14 protein-coding genes are annotated in these 15,369 nt (G+C 72.5%); 6 read left to right on the top strand and 8 right to left on the bottom strand.

Annotated elements, in window-relative coordinates:
• Positions 1 to 148 precede the first annotated feature (148 nt).
• The 3 genes from EV378_RS23005 to EV378_RS22995 are packed head-to-tail and all read right to left on the bottom strand — an operon-like array spanning position 149 to position 2,214.
• Complete coding sequence (locus tag EV378_RS23005; RefSeq protein ID WP_132429526.1) at positions 149 to 1,570, bottom strand: aldehyde dehydrogenase family protein; 1,422 nt, start codon at positions 1,568 to 1,570, stop codon at positions 149 to 151.
• Positions 1,570 to 1,908, bottom strand: a complete 339-nt coding sequence (locus EV378_RS23000; RefSeq protein WP_207908837.1) for a BMC domain-containing protein — start codon at positions 1,906 to 1,908, stop codon at positions 1,570 to 1,572. The genes EV378_RS23005 and EV378_RS23000 overlap by 1 nt, the downstream gene beginning before the upstream one ends.
• 15 nt (positions 1,909 to 1,923) lie before the next feature.
• Positions 1,924 to 2,214 carry a EutN/CcmL family microcompartment protein gene (locus EV378_RS22995; protein ID WP_132429525.1) on the bottom strand — a complete coding sequence of 97 codons (291 nt, stop codon included), beginning with the start codon at positions 2,212 to 2,214 and terminating at the stop codon, positions 1,924 to 1,926.
• Between the two features lie 184 nt (positions 2,215 to 2,398).
• On the opposite strand from EV378_RS22995, the gene EV378_RS22990 reads away from it, so the two are divergent.
• Entirely contained in the window at positions 2,399 to 3,391 is a 993-nt protein-coding gene (locus EV378_RS22990) for a DUF7064 domain-containing protein (protein WP_132429524.1), read from the top strand.
• Positions 3,391 to 4,560 (top strand): HAD hydrolase-like protein, encoded by a 1,170-nt coding sequence (locus EV378_RS22985; protein WP_132429523.1) that lies wholly within the window; start codon positions 3,391 to 3,393, stop codon positions 4,558 to 4,560. The genes EV378_RS22990 and EV378_RS22985 overlap by 1 nt, the downstream gene beginning before the upstream one ends.
• A 412-nt stretch (positions 4,561 to 4,972) precedes the next feature.
• Here EV378_RS22985 and EV378_RS22980 read toward each other — a convergent pair whose 3' ends face one another.
• The 5 genes from EV378_RS22980 to EV378_RS22960 form a co-directional block, all read right to left on the bottom strand.
• Positions 4,973 to 7,453, bottom strand: coding sequence for a pyruvate, phosphate dikinase (locus EV378_RS22980; RefSeq protein ID WP_132429522.1), 2,481 nt, complete (start codon positions 7,451 to 7,453; stop codon positions 4,973 to 4,975).
• Positions 7,454 to 7,460: 7 nt separating this feature from the next.
• On the bottom strand, positions 7,461 to 8,069 hold the full coding sequence (locus tag EV378_RS22975) for a hypothetical protein (protein WP_243653724.1): 609 nt from the start codon (positions 8,067 to 8,069) through the stop codon (positions 7,461 to 7,463).
• 76 nt (positions 8,070 to 8,145) lie between these two features.
• Positions 8,146 to 9,579, bottom strand: coding sequence for a hypothetical protein (locus EV378_RS22970; RefSeq protein ID WP_132429521.1), 1,434 nt, complete (start codon positions 9,577 to 9,579; stop codon positions 8,146 to 8,148).
• A gap of 14 nt (positions 9,580 to 9,593) precedes the next feature.
• Entirely contained in the window at positions 9,594 to 10,013 is a 420-nt protein-coding gene (locus tag EV378_RS22965) for a PEP-utilizing enzyme (protein ID WP_132429520.1), read from the bottom strand.
• A gap of 193 nt (positions 10,014 to 10,206) precedes the next feature.
• Entirely contained in the window at positions 10,207 to 11,103 is an 897-nt protein-coding gene (locus tag EV378_RS22960; RefSeq protein ID WP_132429519.1) for an alpha/beta hydrolase, read from the bottom strand.
• 74 nt (positions 11,104 to 11,177) lie between these two features.
• On the opposite strand from EV378_RS22960, the gene rfbB reads away from it, so the two are divergent.
• The 4 genes from rfbB (at position 11,178) to EV378_RS22940 (ending at position 15,321) form a co-directional block, all read left to right on the top strand.
• On the top strand, positions 11,178 to 12,149 hold the full coding sequence (gene rfbB / locus EV378_RS22955) for a dTDP-glucose 4,6-dehydratase (RefSeq protein WP_132429518.1): 972 nt from the start codon (positions 11,178 to 11,180) through the stop codon (positions 12,147 to 12,149).
• 55 nt (positions 12,150 to 12,204) lie between these two features.
• The gene (locus tag EV378_RS22950) at positions 12,205 to 13,416 is read left to right on the top strand and encodes a sensor histidine kinase (protein ID WP_132429517.1); all 1,212 of its coding nucleotides are present in this window, start codon (positions 12,205 to 12,207) and stop codon (positions 13,414 to 13,416) included.
• Complete coding sequence (locus tag EV378_RS22945) at positions 13,413 to 14,060, top strand: response regulator transcription factor (RefSeq protein ID WP_132429516.1); 648 nt, start codon at positions 13,413 to 13,415, stop codon at positions 14,058 to 14,060. Before EV378_RS22950 ends, EV378_RS22945 begins: the two co-directional genes overlap by 4 nt.
• Positions 14,061 to 14,232: 172 nt before the next feature.
• Positions 14,233 to 15,321 (top strand): alpha/beta hydrolase, encoded by a 1,089-nt coding sequence (locus tag EV378_RS22940; RefSeq protein ID WP_132429515.1) that lies wholly within the window; start codon positions 14,233 to 14,235, stop codon positions 15,319 to 15,321.
• Positions 15,322 to 15,369 lie beyond the last annotated feature (48 nt).

Genomic DNA, 15,369 nt, shown 5'->3' with positions numbered 1-15,369 from the left:
GTGCCGGCCGGACGTCGGGGCCGTTCGGCACGCGGCGATCGCCGAGCCGTGCGTCCGGGATCCGGTGATCGGCTGTTCGGCAGCGTCCGCGGACAGATCTGTCCGTCCGCGCTGCCGGGGAGGCGATCATGGTGCGGGTGCTCACGGCCTACAGCTCCACCGTGTCGTAGACGGTGCGCCACGGGCGGACCTCGTGCGCGATCCGCTTGATGTTGATCAGGTGCAGCGGCGTCACGTTGTCCGAGCAGATCGAGCCGCTCCACGTGCCGGTCCCGAGCTGGAACGACGGGTCGACGTCGGTGGAGTAGCCCATGCCGCCGAACAGCGCCGGTGTGTTGATCACGATCCGGCCGGCCGGGAGCGTTCCGAAGCGCGCGATCTCCGCCGGGTCGCTCGCGTGCACGGCCGTCGTGTGTCCCTCGCCGCCGAGCGCGAGCACCTCGCGGCACCGCGTGTACCCGGCGTCGGCGTCGCGGACCCGGTACACCGAGAGCACCGGCCCGAGGATCTCCCGGGACAGGTGGATCTCCGGGGCGACGGCGTCGAGCTCGGCCGCGAGCACCCGCGTCGTCGACGGGACGGTGAACCCGGCCAGCTCGGCGAGCCGGATCGCGCTCTGCCCCACCGAGTTCGGACGCAGGCCACCGCGCTCGTCGAACAGCACGCGGGTGAGCGCCTCCTGCTGGGCGGCGTTGCACCAGTAGGCGCCACGCGCCTCGAACGCGTCCAGGAACGGCCCGGCGACGGCGTCCACGACGACGACCGACTGCTCGGCGACGCATGCCGTGCCGTTGTCGAACGACTTCGAGGTGATGATCATTTCGGCGGCCTCGGCCGCGTCCGGGACGCTGCGCCCCACGTACGCCGGGACGTTGCCCGCGCCGACCGCGATCGTCGGCTTCCCGGACGAGTACGCCGCGCGCACCATGCCCGGGCCGCCGGTGGCCAGCACGAGCGCGATCTCGTCGCGGCTCATCAGCTCGGCGGTGGCGGGCAGGGTCGGCGTCTCCAGGCAGGAGATCAGACCCTCCGGCGCGCCCGCCTTCGTCGCGGCGTCGGCCATCACCTCGGCGGTGCGGTGCGTGCACGCCGCGGCCCTCGGGTGCGGCGCGTGCACGACGGCGTTGCCGGACTTGACCGCGGCCAGGCTCTTGAACAGCGCCGTCGACGTCGGGTTGGTGACCGGGATGATCCCCGCGATCACGCCCATCGGCGAGCCGACGGCCGTCACCCGGGACACCTGGTCGGTCCACAGCACACCGATCGCGCGCCGCTCGAGCATCCAGCGCGCGACGAAGCCGGTGTTGTAGCGGTTCTTGTAGATCTTGTGCTCGTAGACGCCGTAGCCGGTCTCGTCGACGGCCATGCGCGCGAGCTCCTCGGCCGCCTTCGTCCCGGCCAGGGCCATGGCGCGGACCCAGCCGTCCAGCGTCTCCTGGTCGACGCCCTCCAGCGACTCGAACGCCGCGCGGGCGTCACGGGCCTTCCGGCGGACCTCGGCCAGGGATGCGAGGTCCGCGTCGAGCAGCGCCGAGGCTCGTTCCGCCGGCGCTTCTCTCGCGGCGGACATCAGCTCTTGGGCCGCGTGAGCACCGCGAGGATCGACTCGGTCTCGTCGTGCGGACGCGGGATGACGTGCACGGAGACGACCTCGCCCGCGTTGCCCGCCGCGACGGCGCCCGCGTCGGTGGCCGCCTTCACGGCGCCGACGTCCCCGCGCACCATCACGGTGACCAGGCCGCCGCCGATCTCGCGGTGGCCGAGGATCTGCACGTTGGCGGCCTTGACCATGGCGTCGGCCGCCTCGATGGCGCCGACCAGTCCCTTGGTCTCGATCAGTCCCAGCGCCCCGCGCAGCACGGGAGCCGCAGGGGCCGCCGGTGTGGCTGCACCCGACGTCGCAGGCATGAGGTCCTCCCTCGTTCAGGTCTTGCGGTAGGTGACCGTGCCGGAACGGATCACGGTGTCGGCGATCGCGACGACGGCGCGGTCGGTCGGCGCGTCGGCGCCCGCCGCCACGCGGGCGGCACCGCCGGAGGCGACGAGGACGACCTCGCCGACGCCGGCACCGACGAGGTCGACGGCCACGTAGCTCGCCCCGTCGTCGGGTGCGGCACCGTCGGCGGTGTCCTGCACCAGGAGCAGCGTGAACCGGCCGAGCCCCGGCTCCTTGACGGTGGAGACGACCTGGCCGAGCACCGTTGCCAGCTGCACGGCCGGTCACCTCCTCGTATCCGTCGGGCCCGAGGGGCACGCTAGGAGCGCGCGGCAAGGCCCGGCTCTATCCCGCGGGGACAACGCTGTGCCCGGTCGCTGTCCGGATGTGTGCTGGTTCACCCCGCCGTACGCGGGCAGGGTGGCCGTCGATCGATCCCGTGCGCCGCGAGGAGGGTCACCGGTGATCCGTAATGAGGACGTCCAGTTCCACACCCCGACCAGCGACGACCCGCTGTGGGCCGAGACCAACTACTTCGGCCTCTACGCCGGGCAGGACGGGCCCGCGCCGCTGAACATCGGCCTGTACGGCCTGTTCCGCGAGCCGCTCGGGGTGGTCGGCTCGACGGTCGCGATCAACAGCCGGCGCGTGCGGGAGCCGTGGGCCGCCGAGTACTGGGACTCCTGGGAGCACCTGGTGGTGCCGCAACCGTCGAACCTGGCGTCCTACAAGCTCGCGAACGGCCTGACGGTGCACAGCAGCGATCCGAACCGGGTCTGGGACGTCGACTACTCGGACCCGGCGGCCGGCGTCGAGATCCATTTCCGCTACACGGCGCTGCACCGGGCGTACGACATCAACGACCCGGACGAGGACCCGATGGCCGCCGGCAAGGACATGGCCAAGACCTGGGGCCACGCCTACGCGGGCCACTTCGACCAGAGTGGGCACTACGAGGGCGAGGTGCAGGTCCGCGGACGACGCGAGCCGATCGACTGCATCTCCACGATGGACCACAGCTGGGGTGTGCGGGCCGAGCGGCAGACGTCGCGGCTGTCCTGGATGCACGCGCACTTCCCGGACGGCACCGTGTTCCACGGCCTGTTCGACTACAAGCCGGAGAACGGCCCGGACGCACCGACCCCGCTGTCGATGACGCACGGTTACATCCTGGAGGACGGCGGCTGCTACGGCCTGAAGGCGGGCTCCGGCACCACCGACCGCAAGGGCCTCTACCCGGAGCGGATCCAGGTGAGCGTGACCGACAAGCGGGACAAGACGTTCGAGCTCGAGGGCAACGCGCTGACCACGTTCCCGTGGCAGTCCCAGCCCGGCGTCGTCGGGCACAACTGCCTGCACCGGTGGACGCTGAACGGTGCGACCGGCTACGGCGAGTGCATGGACTTCATCGGCCTCGGCGAGCTCGGCGCCATCTGGGACGCCGCGTTGCGGTGATGGCGCAGCACGCGCAGCCCTGTGCCGTCGTCTTCGACCTCGACGGCACGCTCGTCCAGACCCGCATCGCGTCCTGGAGGATCTTCGAGCAGGTCAACCGGAACCACGGTCTCGGCGTGGACACCCCCGACGAGTTCTTCGCGCTGTTCCGCGGCAACATCTTCGCCTCGCTGGCGTCTCGGTGCCGCGACGAGGCGCACGCGGCGGAGGTCAAGCAGGAGTTCCTGACGCTGCTGCGGCGCGACTACCAGCCACCGCTCGTGCCCGGCATGCGCGACGTCGTCCGGCGGCTGGCGGCCGAGTGCACGCTGACCGTGATGTCCTCGAACGCGATGGCCGTTCTACGACGGGTGTTGGTGGACAACGACATCGCCTACTGTTTCGCGCACGTGTTCGGCGGCGACGTGGCGCCGGACAAGCGCGCCGCGATCCGCCAGTTCCTCGCCGACTCCGGCAGCGGCTTCGGCCGCCGCTGCTCCGCCGACTACGACGAGGGCCACGTCCACTGTGTCCCGGACGCGTCCAGCACCGTGCTGGTCACGGACACGGCGGGCGACGTCCGCGACGCGCGCGAGGTCGGCATCCGGGTCGTCGGCGTGACGTGGGGGATGCACTCGTCGGACGAGCTACTGGAAGCCGGGGCGGAGTTCGTCGCCCTGTGGCCGCAGGAGATCGCGTCGCACCTGCTGGGCGACGGCGCGGCCCGTCCGATCCCGGCGTCCGGCTCGTGCTCGACGGGGTCCTGCGCGAACCCGCCGGCGGCGACCGTGGGCGCGCCCGCTCCGCTCTCCGCCCCGGCCGGATCCGACCGGGTCACCCCCGGCCGGGCCGTCGGCGCGGCTGCCGTGGTCGCGACGGGAGGCGCCGACCCGCGACGGCAGCGGCGACGCGACGCCGCGTCGCAGTGGCAGGGCGGCGACCGGGCGGCGACCTCCACGACGGCGTCCCGGAACGCCACGGCCGGACAGGGTGCCACGGCCGAACAGGGTGCCACGGCCGAACAGGGTGCCACGGCCGATCGGAGTGCCGCGGGGGGTCGGGGCACCTCCGCCCCGGCTGGATCGCTGCACCGGGCCGGGCCGGAGTCCGCCGCCGGACGCCGTCGGGTGCCACCCGCGCCACCCGACGAGCTGCTCGCCGCCGTTCGGCTCATCTGCGACCGCTCCTGACGCAGCCCCGGCTCAGCCGCAGCCCGGCTCGGCCCCAGCCCAGCTCTGACGCGGGCCGGCACGGCCGCAACCCGGCTCTGACGCGGGCCGGCTCAGCCGCAACCCGGTTCGGCCGCAACCCGGCTCGGCCCCAGGCCAGCTCGGCCGCAACCCAGCTCGGCCCCAACCGGCTCAGCCGCACCCGGCTCTGACGCCCCCGCGCGCCAGGACCCGACGCGTCCGCCCCGACCGCCCGAACGTTCCACTCGACGCCGTCCGCGGATCCATTGGCACGTTTCGGCGGCGCGAACCGCGACAACGTGCCACTCGATCGGCGCGCACCGTCGGCCGGTACGTTTCGGCTGCTCGACCGACCGCAGCGTGGCCGTCGATCCGCTGCGCCCGGCCGGCGTCCGCCGCTGGTGACCGGTGCTCAGCCCGCGGCGGCCTGCCCCAGTGCGAGCTGGAACGGACGGCTCGCGGCGGCGTCGACGGCGAAGCGGCGGAAGCCCATCCGGTACAGCTCGGCGACCGTCTCGTCGGACGCGCTGGCCGACAGCCGCACGCCGATCCGGCAGCCGGGTACCCGGTCCTGCGTCGCAGCGGCGCGGACCAGCAGGTCCGCCGTCGTCGGGTCGATCGTGCGACGCGGGTCCAGGGTGAACAGCCCGCGCGACAGGTAGCCGTCCAGCGGCTCGGCCGTGTAGAGCTGGCGCGGTGGCAGGCCGATCATCGCGGCCTGCAGCGTGCGCAGCTCGATCCAGCAGACGTCGCCGTGACCGGCGATCGCCTCGATGCCGTGCAGGGCCCTCGGCGCCGTCAGATACGTCCCGATGCCGATCCCGGCACCGTCGGCCAGCGAGTGCAGCGACGCCGCCTCGGCAGGATCGGACACGTGCCGCAGAGCGAGGTGGGCCCGCCCACCGGAGTCCCGGACGGCCCGCGCCAGCCCGTCGACCTGCGCCTTGACCAGCTCCGGACGGCCGAGCGGCATCGACAGCTCCGGGTGCCGCGTGGTCACGGCCGTCTGCTGCAACAGCTCGCGGGACTCGTCGGCGACCAGGTCGATCGCGCGGACCCCGACCTCGCGGTCCCCGGCCGCGGAGAGCAGCGGCGTGAGCCCGGCCGCAACCTGGTCGGCCAGCGCCTCGATCCCTCCGGACGAGCCCTCCAGCAGGCCCTGCACCAGCCCGTCGAGGTCGCCGGTCGCGGCCAGCACGTCGTCGACGGCCGTGACCAGACCGGACGCGCCCGACTCCAGCACGGCGTCCACATCGGACGGCAGCGTGACCCGTCCGAGCACCTCGCAGCCGGCCACCCGGCCGGCCACGGTGAGCAGAGACGCGAGCGCCTCCGTCGCGGCGGCCGGGGTCGCGACGGCGAACGTGCCCTCGAACAGCTCGCCGGACGAACCGTCCAACGAGACGAGGTCGCCCTCGGACAGCGTCCGGTCGCCGACCTTCAGCGTGCGGGACGACTCGTCGATGCTCAGCGCCCCGGCGCCGACGACGCACGTCGTGCCGAGCGCCCGCGCGACGACGGCCGCGTGGCTCGTCGAGCCGCCGGTGGCCGTCACGATGCCGGCCGCGGCGATCATGCCGTGCAGGTCGGCCGGGCTGGTCACCGAGCGGGCGAGCACGACGGCCGTTCCGGCGTCCGCCGTCTCCTTCGCCCGGTCCGGGTCGAGCACGAGCGCACCGGACACCTGGCCCGGGCAGGCACCGATCCCGGACGTCAGCAGGCGGCCGGACGCGCGGGCCGCGGCGACCTCGTCGTCGTCGAAGCCCGGGCGCTGCACGTGCCGGACCTGCGCCGACGTCACCGCCCGCAACGCGCCGGCGTCGTCGAGCACGCCCTCGCCGTGGAGATCCGACGCGATCCGCACGGCCGCCTCCGGCGTGCGCTTCGCGCTGCGCACCTGCAGCAGGTACAGGGTGGACCGCTCCACGGTGAACTCGATGTCGAGCACGTCGCCCTGGGTTCGCTCCATGTCGTCGGCGACGGTCCGCAGCTCGGTCAGGAGCTCCGGCGACAGCGCGTCGACGATCCTGTCCGGCGTGCGGGTGCCCGCGACGACGTCCTCGCCCTGGCTGTGCGCGAGGTACTCGCCGAACAGGCCAGGCTCCCCGGTGACCGGGTTGCGCGTGAACGCGACACCGGAGCCGGAGTCGTCGGAGACGTTGCCGAACACCATCGACTGCACGACGACGGCGGTGCCGAGGTCGTGCGGGATGCCGTGGTGGTCGCGGTAGGTGCGGGCACGACGCGTGTTCCAGGAGCGGAACACGGCCTCGACGGCACCGGTGAGCTGCGCGCGCGGGTCGTCGGGGACCGGGTCGTCGCCGTCGTCCACCAGGGACTGCTGGCAGGCCGCCCAGACGCGGTCGTAGACGTCCCCGGGCTCCTCGTCCGCGCCGACCTCCCCGGGGTCCGACGACGGGTCGAGCGCGCCGAGCACGATCTCGGCGTACATCGAGTGGAAGCGCGCCACGAGGTCGGCCATGAACCGGACGTCGCCGGTCACCGACGCCATCGCGATCGCGGCGTCGCGGCCCAGCCCGAGGTTGAGGACGGTGTCCATCATCCCGGGCATCGAGATCGGGGCCCCGGAGCGCACGGAGAGCAGCAGCGGCAGCGGCCCGGCGCCGAACGTCTTGCCGGTCGCCGCCTCGAGGTCGCGCAGCCGGGACGCGATCTCGTCGTCCAGCCCGTCGGGCATGCGGCCGTCGGCGAGGTACTGACGGCACGCGTCGGTGTCCACGACGTAGCCCGGCGGCACGCGCAGGCCCTGCTGGGTCATGCGGGCCAGTCCGGCGCCCTTGCCGCCGAGGCGGTTGACGTCGTCCGCGTCCGCCTCGGCGAACGCCCAGGTGTGCGACGGCGCGCGGGATATGCCCACGCCGTTCGTGGTCATGCTGCGCTCACTCCGTGCGTTCCCGGCCCAGGGTGCGGAGCAGGTCCTCGTGGAACTCGAACCAGATGTTGTGCAGCGAGTCCGCCGTCGGCGACGACACCAGCTCGTGCCGGCCCTCGTCGACCGCCTTCTGCGTCGCGGCGAACCGGCGGGGATAACCGGCGAAGCGCGGGTCGTGTGTGGACAGCGCGTCGAGCAGCGGGGTCAGGCGTGCGACCAGCTTGTCCAGCTTGGCGATGACCTTCTCGTCGTAGTCCGGGTCGGAGTGGTCGTTGGTGACCTTCTTGCCGCCGACCTCGATCTGCTGCCAGGACGACATCGCGCCCAGGAACTGCGTGTTGACGGTCTCGAACCTCTCGACGAGCCCGGCGATCTCGTCGTCGGTGCGTACCGCGGCGTAGCGCTCGGCGGCCGTCTCGGCCAGCGCGGGTTCCGCCGAGTCGGTGGGGAGCGCCGACCCGGCGGCCACCATCACGTGGCCCTGACCGACGAGACGCTCGAACGCGTCGTTCACATCGGACTCGGAGAGCCCGGTGGTCTCGGCGACGGCGGAGGCCGCGGCCATCTTCTTCAGCGCGACGACGTTCAGCACGTCGTAGTCGGTGTCGTCCAGCACAGCAGCCTCCAGCCGGGGCACGGGTCACTGGCGGCGCGGCGGGGGAACCGCCGCGCCGCCAGTGGGAGCGGACTCGTTACAGCACCCGGTACTTCGACCGGCGCGGGCTCACCCCGTCCGGGAAGGGCAGGTAGCCGGCGCCCGAGAAGATCTTGGACGGCACCGTCTCCTGCGCGAACCCACGCTTGGTGATGTCGTAGTAGTAGTTCGCGACCCGCTGGTCGATCTCCCACAGGTCGTAGTCGCGGCAGGCCTTCTCGTACGTCCCGGCCAGCCGCATGTGCGGGAGGATCATGTCGATGTAGTAGACGTACTGCCCGTTCCAGATCAGGTCCCGGCGGCACATCTTCGACGTCTTCGCGTACAGCTTCAGCGTCGCCTGCTGCACGCGTCCCATGTGGTCGCCCAGCTCGCTGATGGGGATGTTCTGGACCTCGCCCATCGGCGTGTTCCACTTCTGCCGCGCGAACACCGCGCCACCGACGATCGCGTCGATGTAGTTCTTCGGACGGGTGAACGTCGTGGAGATGTCATTCACGCGGATCTCGTTGAGGCCCATGATGTTCGGGTCGATGATCAGCGCCAGCGTGTACACGTGCGGCAGCCCGGCGTCCTCGCAGACGTCCGACCAGTGGAAGACCTCCTCGTTCACGAACAGGTCACGCAGGATCAGCAGGTTGCCGTCCGGCAGCTCGTACGGCCCGGTGTCACCGAGCCCGAGCCGGCAGTCGTAGTGGTCCAGGAACGACAGCAGCTCGGCCGCGGCGTTGAACTGGGTGAACGCGCCGTGCTTGGGCGAACCCGGCTCCAGCTCCTCGACCTGGTTCACGAGCTGGTCCAGGAAGTCCTGGTCGTGGATCCGGCAGCGGTAGCGGTCCTGGGAGTTCAGGATGTAGCCGTCCTGGCGCTTGCCCCACAGCACGCGCTGCATGAACTTGAGGATCTCGTTGGACTCCTCGACGTACTCGTCGGGCTTGATCACCTCGAGCGCGAGCAGGCCGCAGCGGCCCATGCCGAACCCGACCGCACCGATGCACCAGTCGTGCACCGCGTTGACCTTGGTGCCGATCTCCCGCTTCGCGGTGGCACCGATGTCCATGATCCCCTGCGCGCCACCGACCTCCTCGGTGGTCATGGCCATGATCTCCGGCCAGCGGTAGAACTCGTGCATGAAGGCCAGGATCTCGTACTCCTGGCGGGGGATCATGCCGCTCACGCCCTCGGTGGCGCGCATGACCAGCACGTCCCAGATGTTCCAGGCGAGGTAGTTGTTCAGATCGTTGAGCTCGTCGATCGTGAACCGGTCGCGGAGGACGTCCTCCTTGGACACCTTCTCCAGCACCCCGGACTTCGCCCGGGACTTCATCATCTTGTCGCCCTTGATCCCGTCCGTGACGGGCTCCATGCCGACGAAGTTGCCGGTGTAGGTCAGGTCCTGGAACCGCAGGCCGTCGTCGTCCTCGTTGTAGCGGTCCTTGTACGTGGCCTTCTTGCCCTCGACCGTAGACACAGCTGTTCTCTCCCTCAGTCTTCCGCGACCACGCGGCCGGTCTCGTCGTCCGTACAGTCCAGACGGACCTTGCGGCCGTCGAGCGCCTTGGCGATCTCGACGAAGTGCGCCTCGTCGGTGGAGCCGACGACGTAGCGGGACTCGCTGGACGTCAGGTGCGCGGTCATCACGCACGGGGTCTGGAACTCGCGCGACAGGATGCCCAGGTGCGACTCCGGCGCACCGGACATCGTGATCACGCCGATCGCGCCCATCGACAGCGCCGGGGCGAGGAACGTCGTGGTGCCGCCGCGCACGAGCAGGATGTGCTCGGCGAGCTTCCCGGACTGGATGAGCCCGATGACCTCCTGCGGGGACTCCAGATATTTCACCGTGCCGCTCGGCGACTTCTTGGTGTCGAAGACGTTGTAGCCCTCGGCGAGCACGTCGCCCATGGAAGTTCCTCCTCGAACTCGTGGTCCCACGTCGCCGCGGCGCGTGCGCCCGCCCGGACGGGCGAGGACTGCCGGGTTGCGTGGGTCACACTCGCGCGGAGTGACCTCCACGGCCGAGGGGTGGTGCGGATAGAACTGATCCGTGATGTTGTCCGCCCCGGATAGCCCTCCCGTCGGATCGGCCTCCGGGCGGTCAGGCCGCGTCCATGACGTCGGCGAGAGCGGCGTGCCGGGCCTCGGTGAACGCGCGGCTGACCGGCACGTCCGGCTCGACGCCGTCGAACCCGTGGTAGGCGCCGGGCGACACGTGCAGCGAGATGTCGACGCCCGCCTCCCGCAGCCGCGCGGCGTAGGCCAGGTCCTCGTCGTGGAACAGGTCGCAGGTGCCGACGCCGATCCAGGCCGGGGCCACGCCGGACAGGTCCTCGACGCGGGCCGGCGCCGCGAGCGCCGGGACGTCGCCGGAGGAGTCCGTGCCCAGGTAGCAGCGCCAGCCGTAACGGTTGCTGCGCGCGTTCCACATCCGGTACGACGCGCCGTCGTCGAGATCGGTGCGCAACGTCGTGCGGTCGTCGACCATCGGGTAGCTCAGCAGCTGCAGCACCGGGCGGATCTCGCCGCGGTCCCGGGCGAGGATCGCGAGCGAGGCGGCCAGCCCACCCCCCGCGCTGGCCCCGCCGACGACGATCCGGTCCGCGTCGACGTCGGCGCGCCCGGCCAGCCAGGCGAGCCCGGCGTAGCAGTCCTCCAGCGGCGCCGGGAACGGGTGCTCCGGCGCGAGCCGGTAGTCGACGCTGGCCACCACCAGCCTGTACCGGTCGGCCAGCTCCCGGCACCAGGGGTCGTCCTGGATCGGGGAGCCGATCACGAAGCCGCCGCCGTGGATCCACAGGAGACCGCCCCGGGGAGCACCCGCGGGCCGGTACACGTGCACCCGCGCCCCGCCGGCCAGCGTCACGACGGAGTCGGCGCCGGTCCGGCGCAGGGCCAGGCCCATCAGGCCGCGGACGAGCGGGAGCGTCCGAGGGCCCACCGCGGCGCGCGGGAGCATGCGGGCACGACGGAGGGCGGGGTCGAGCGTGTCGGTCATACCGGCATTTTCACCGGTCCCGTCCCTGCCATGCTGGGACCCGCGCACCGACACCACGAACGAGGGGGACCGACGTGCGGGTGGTCGTGACCGGCGGGGCCGGGTTCATCGGGTCGCACTACGTGCGGACGGCGTTGACCGGCGGGTTCGACGGCGCTGAGCCGGACGAGCTCGTCGTGCTCGACAAGCTGACCTACGCGGGCAACCGGGCCAACCTGGAACCGGTCGCGGACGATCCCCGGCTGCGGCTGGTGGTCGGCGATATCGGCGATCCGGCCGTCGTCAAGCAGACGCTCGAGGGCACCGACCTCGTCGTCCACTTCGCCGCCGAGTCGCACGTGGACCGCTCGATCGAGGGCTCGTCGGAGTTCGTCCGTACCAACGTGGTCGGGACCCAGACGTTGCTCGCGGGCGCGCTGGAGGCCGGCGTCGGCCGGTTCGTGCACGTGTCGACGGACGAGGTGTACGGCTCGATCGATACCGGCTCGTGGCCGGAGACCGACCCGCTGCTGCCGAACTCGCCGTACGCCGCGTCGAAGGCCGGGTCGGACCTGATGGCGCGCGCGTTCCACCGCACGCACGGGATGGACGTGCGGATCACACGCTGCTCGAACAACTACGGGCCGTACCAGTACCCGGAGAAGGTCGTCCCGCTGTTCGTCACGAACCTGCTCGACGGTCTGCCGGTCCCGCTCTACGGCGACGGCGGCAACTCCCGCGACTGGCTGCACGTCGACGACCACTGCCGCGGCATCGCGCTCGTCGCCGAACGCGGGCGTCCCGGCGAGGTCTACAACATCGGCGGCGGCACCGAGCTGACGAACCGCGAGCTCACCGCGCGGCTGCTCGGGGCCACCGGGCGCGACGAGTCGTTCGTCCGGCCGGTGCCCGACCGCAAGGGCCACGACCGCCGGTACTCCGTGGACATCACGAAGATCACCGAGGAGCTCGGGTACCGCCCCCGGACGTCCTTCGACGACGGACTCGCCGCGACCGTCGCCTGGTACCGGGACAACCCGGGCTGGTGGCGCCCCCTCAAGGGATGACGGGATAGACGAAAGAGGGTGCCCGGCACGTCGCGGCCGGCCCTACGGTGATCGCGTGAAGGGTCCGGTTGCGGCACCGCCCGCGGCACGCAGGACGCTCGTCGTCTTCGTCGTCGCGATCACGGCGCTGGACCTGGCGCTCGGGCTGACCGGTCCTCCGACGACCGGATGGGCGGGCCCGTACGCGGGTGTCGCGCTCCAGGTGGTCAGCACGCTGTCGCTGCTGGTCCTGTACCGATGGCCGGGCGTGGTGACCGGCGTGGTCGTCGCCGTCGCCGTGCTGATGGCGCTCTCCGACGCGTTCGCGCCCGGACTCTTCGTCCCGGTCGAGCAGCTCAGCCCGCTGACCGTGCCGCGGGCCGTCCCGGCCGTGCTGGTGTTCCTCGTGTTCGCCGCCCCGCGACGCGAGTGGATCGCCGTGACCGCCGTGCTCACCGTGCTGGCCGCGCGGCCGTGGTCACCCGCATGGGACCTGACGCCCCTCGGCCTGCTCGCCACGCTGGTCCCCGCGCTCGGTGCGGCGTACGTCGACGCCCGGCGCCGCCTCCTGCAGTCGCTGCGGGAACGCGCGGAGCGGGCCGAGCGCGAGCAGCACCTGCTGGCCGAGCAGGCACGCGCCGACGAGCGCCGCCGCCTCGCCGCCGACATGCACGACGTGGTCACGCACCGGATCAGCCTGATCGTGCTGCACGCGGGCGCGCTGGAGACCTCGGCAGCGCCGGACGTGCGCTCCGCCGCAGGGGACATCCGCTCGGCGGGCACGCAGGCGCTGACCGAGCTCCGCGACCTCGTCGGCGTGCTGCGCACCGAGTCAGAGGGCACCGGGCCGGCGCCGGAGCGGGCGGGCGGCGCACGGGAGGCGGGTGACCCGGCCGAGCCGGCCCGCGAGTCCGCGGCGGCCGGGCTGCCGGTCGACCTGGACGTCGAGGGCTCTCCGGACGCGCTGGCCCCGACCGTCGCGCGCACCGCGTACCGCGTGGTGCAGGAGGCGCTGACGAACGTCCGCAAGCACGCGCCGGGCGCGCGGACCGGCGTGTGCCTGCGCTACGGCCCGGACCGCGTCGAGATCCGGGTCGTGAACGCCGCCGCTCCCTCCGGCCCCGACCCGTCGCTGGCCGCGACCGGGTCCGGCTCCGGGCTGGCCGGGCTGGAGCAGCGGGTCGGGCTCGTCGGCGGCACGCTGCGCCACGGCCCCACCCCCGACGGCGGGTTCTCGGTCGATGCGAGGCTTCCGGCGTTCGTACCGACGACTCCGGGAACGGGATGATCACACTACTCGTGGTCGACGACGAGCCGATGGTCTGCGAGCACCTGACGACGATCCTGTCCGCGGCCGACGACCTCGACGTCGTCGCCCGCGCGCACGACGGGGCAGAGGCCGTCGAGGCCGTGCTGAACCACCACCCGGACGTCGTGCTGATGGACCTGCGGATGCCCGGTGTGGACGGGCTGACCGCGATCGAGCGGATCGCGTCGATGGTGAGCCCGCCGGCCGTCGTCGCACTGACGACGTTCGACGCCGACACCTACGTGCTGCGCGCGCTGCAGCTCGGCGCCGCCGGCTTTCTCGTCAAGTCGACACCGCCGCAGGACCTGGTCCGGCTCGTCCGGGTCGCCGCGGACGGGCACACGGTGCTCTCCCCGGAGGCGGCCGCCCGGCTCGTCGCGGCGTCCGGGGCGGACCACCGGCGCACGACGGCGGCCCGCGCACGCACCCGGGACCTCACGGAGCGTGAAATCGATGTCCTCCGGTGCCTCGGCGAGGGCCTGACGAACGCGGAGATCGCGACACGCCTGCACCTCTCAGAAGCCACCGTGAAGAGCTACGTGTCGCGGATGCTGGTGAAGCTCGAGTGCACCAACCGCACCCAGGCCGGCCTGCTCGCCGTCGAAGCAGGCCTGACCGGGTGAGGGCGGGTCTGTCCGAGGGGTGAACGGCGGGCGTCCGGCCGGGTACTGCGCGTCGAGCACCGGTCGTGACACTCGACGCCGCTTCCAGCGATGTCCGGGCGGCCGGTGCCACGATCGATGGTGACGGTCTCCGCACCCCCGAACGTGGGGGCCGTGGGGAAGGAGGCGGGTGATGTCGACCTCGGTGAGCCACGCCGGCCCCGGTCTGCGGGCCAGGGCACTGCGCACCGCGCTGCACGCGGTGCTGGGCATGCCCCTGCCGCTCAAGCGCGCGCTGGCCGGCAGGCCGGTGCACGTGGACGGTCAGGACCTCGATCTGGACTTCCAGGTGCTGCGGACGGTCACCGGCTCGAACCGCGGGCGGGCCGCCCCACCCCGGGACGCGCGCACGATTCGCACCGGCCAGTCGTTCTTCGGCGGCGTCGTGGCGGGCGACCCGGAGCCCGGCGTGCTCCGCACCGACACCACCGTCCCCGGTGCCGACGGCGACCTGACGGCCCGCCTGTACACGCCGGACACGCTGACCGGGGCGTCTCCGGTCCTCGTGTACTTCCACGGCGGCGGGTTCGTGGCGGGCGGCGTCGACACCCACGACGGGCTGTGCGCCGCACTGTGCGCCGACGCCGAGGTCCGCGTGCTGTCCGTCGAGTACCGGCTCGCGCCGGAACACCCCTTCCCGGCACCCGTCGAGGACTGCGTCGCCGCGTTCGGGTACGTGGCCGGGCACCCGGACCGCTTCGGTGCCGTGGCGGGCTCCGTCGCCGTCGGCGGGGACAGCGCGGGCGGGAGCCTGGCACTGACCGTCGCGCACGAGACGGTCCGCTCCGGCGGGCCGGTGCCCGCGTTCGTGCTGGCGTTCTTCCCGGTCGTCGACCTGGTACCGACGGCCCCGTCACGCACGCTGTTCGGCCACGGCTTCTTCCTCACCTCCGAAGCGATCGACGTCCTGACCAGCTGGTACGTGCCGGACGAGCTGCGGTCGGACCCGCGCCTCGCGCTCACCGACTCCGATCTCGCCGGCATGCCGCCGGTCTACGTCGCGACGGCCGGGTTCGACCCGTTGCGCGACGAGGCCGAGGCGCTGGTCGACCGGCTGCGCGCCGCAGGGGTCCCGGCGACGCTGCGCCGCCACCCCGATCTCGTGCACGGGTTCGCGACGGCGCTCGGCATCGGCCCGCGTCCCCGGCAGGCGGTCGCGGAGGCGGCGGTGGCGCTGCGGGCAGCCCTCCTGCCCGCCCCGGCGGACCCCGCCGAACCGTGATCATTTCTCATCGGTAACGAACCGGGACACTGCTGTACTCCCGGCGTG

Source organism: Pseudonocardia endophytica, from assembly GCF_004339565.1.
GTDB classification, from domain to species: Bacteria; Actinomycetota; Actinomycetes; order Mycobacteriales; family Pseudonocardiaceae; genus Pseudonocardia; species Pseudonocardia endophytica.
This window is presented reverse-complemented; position numbering and strand designations above follow the sequence as displayed.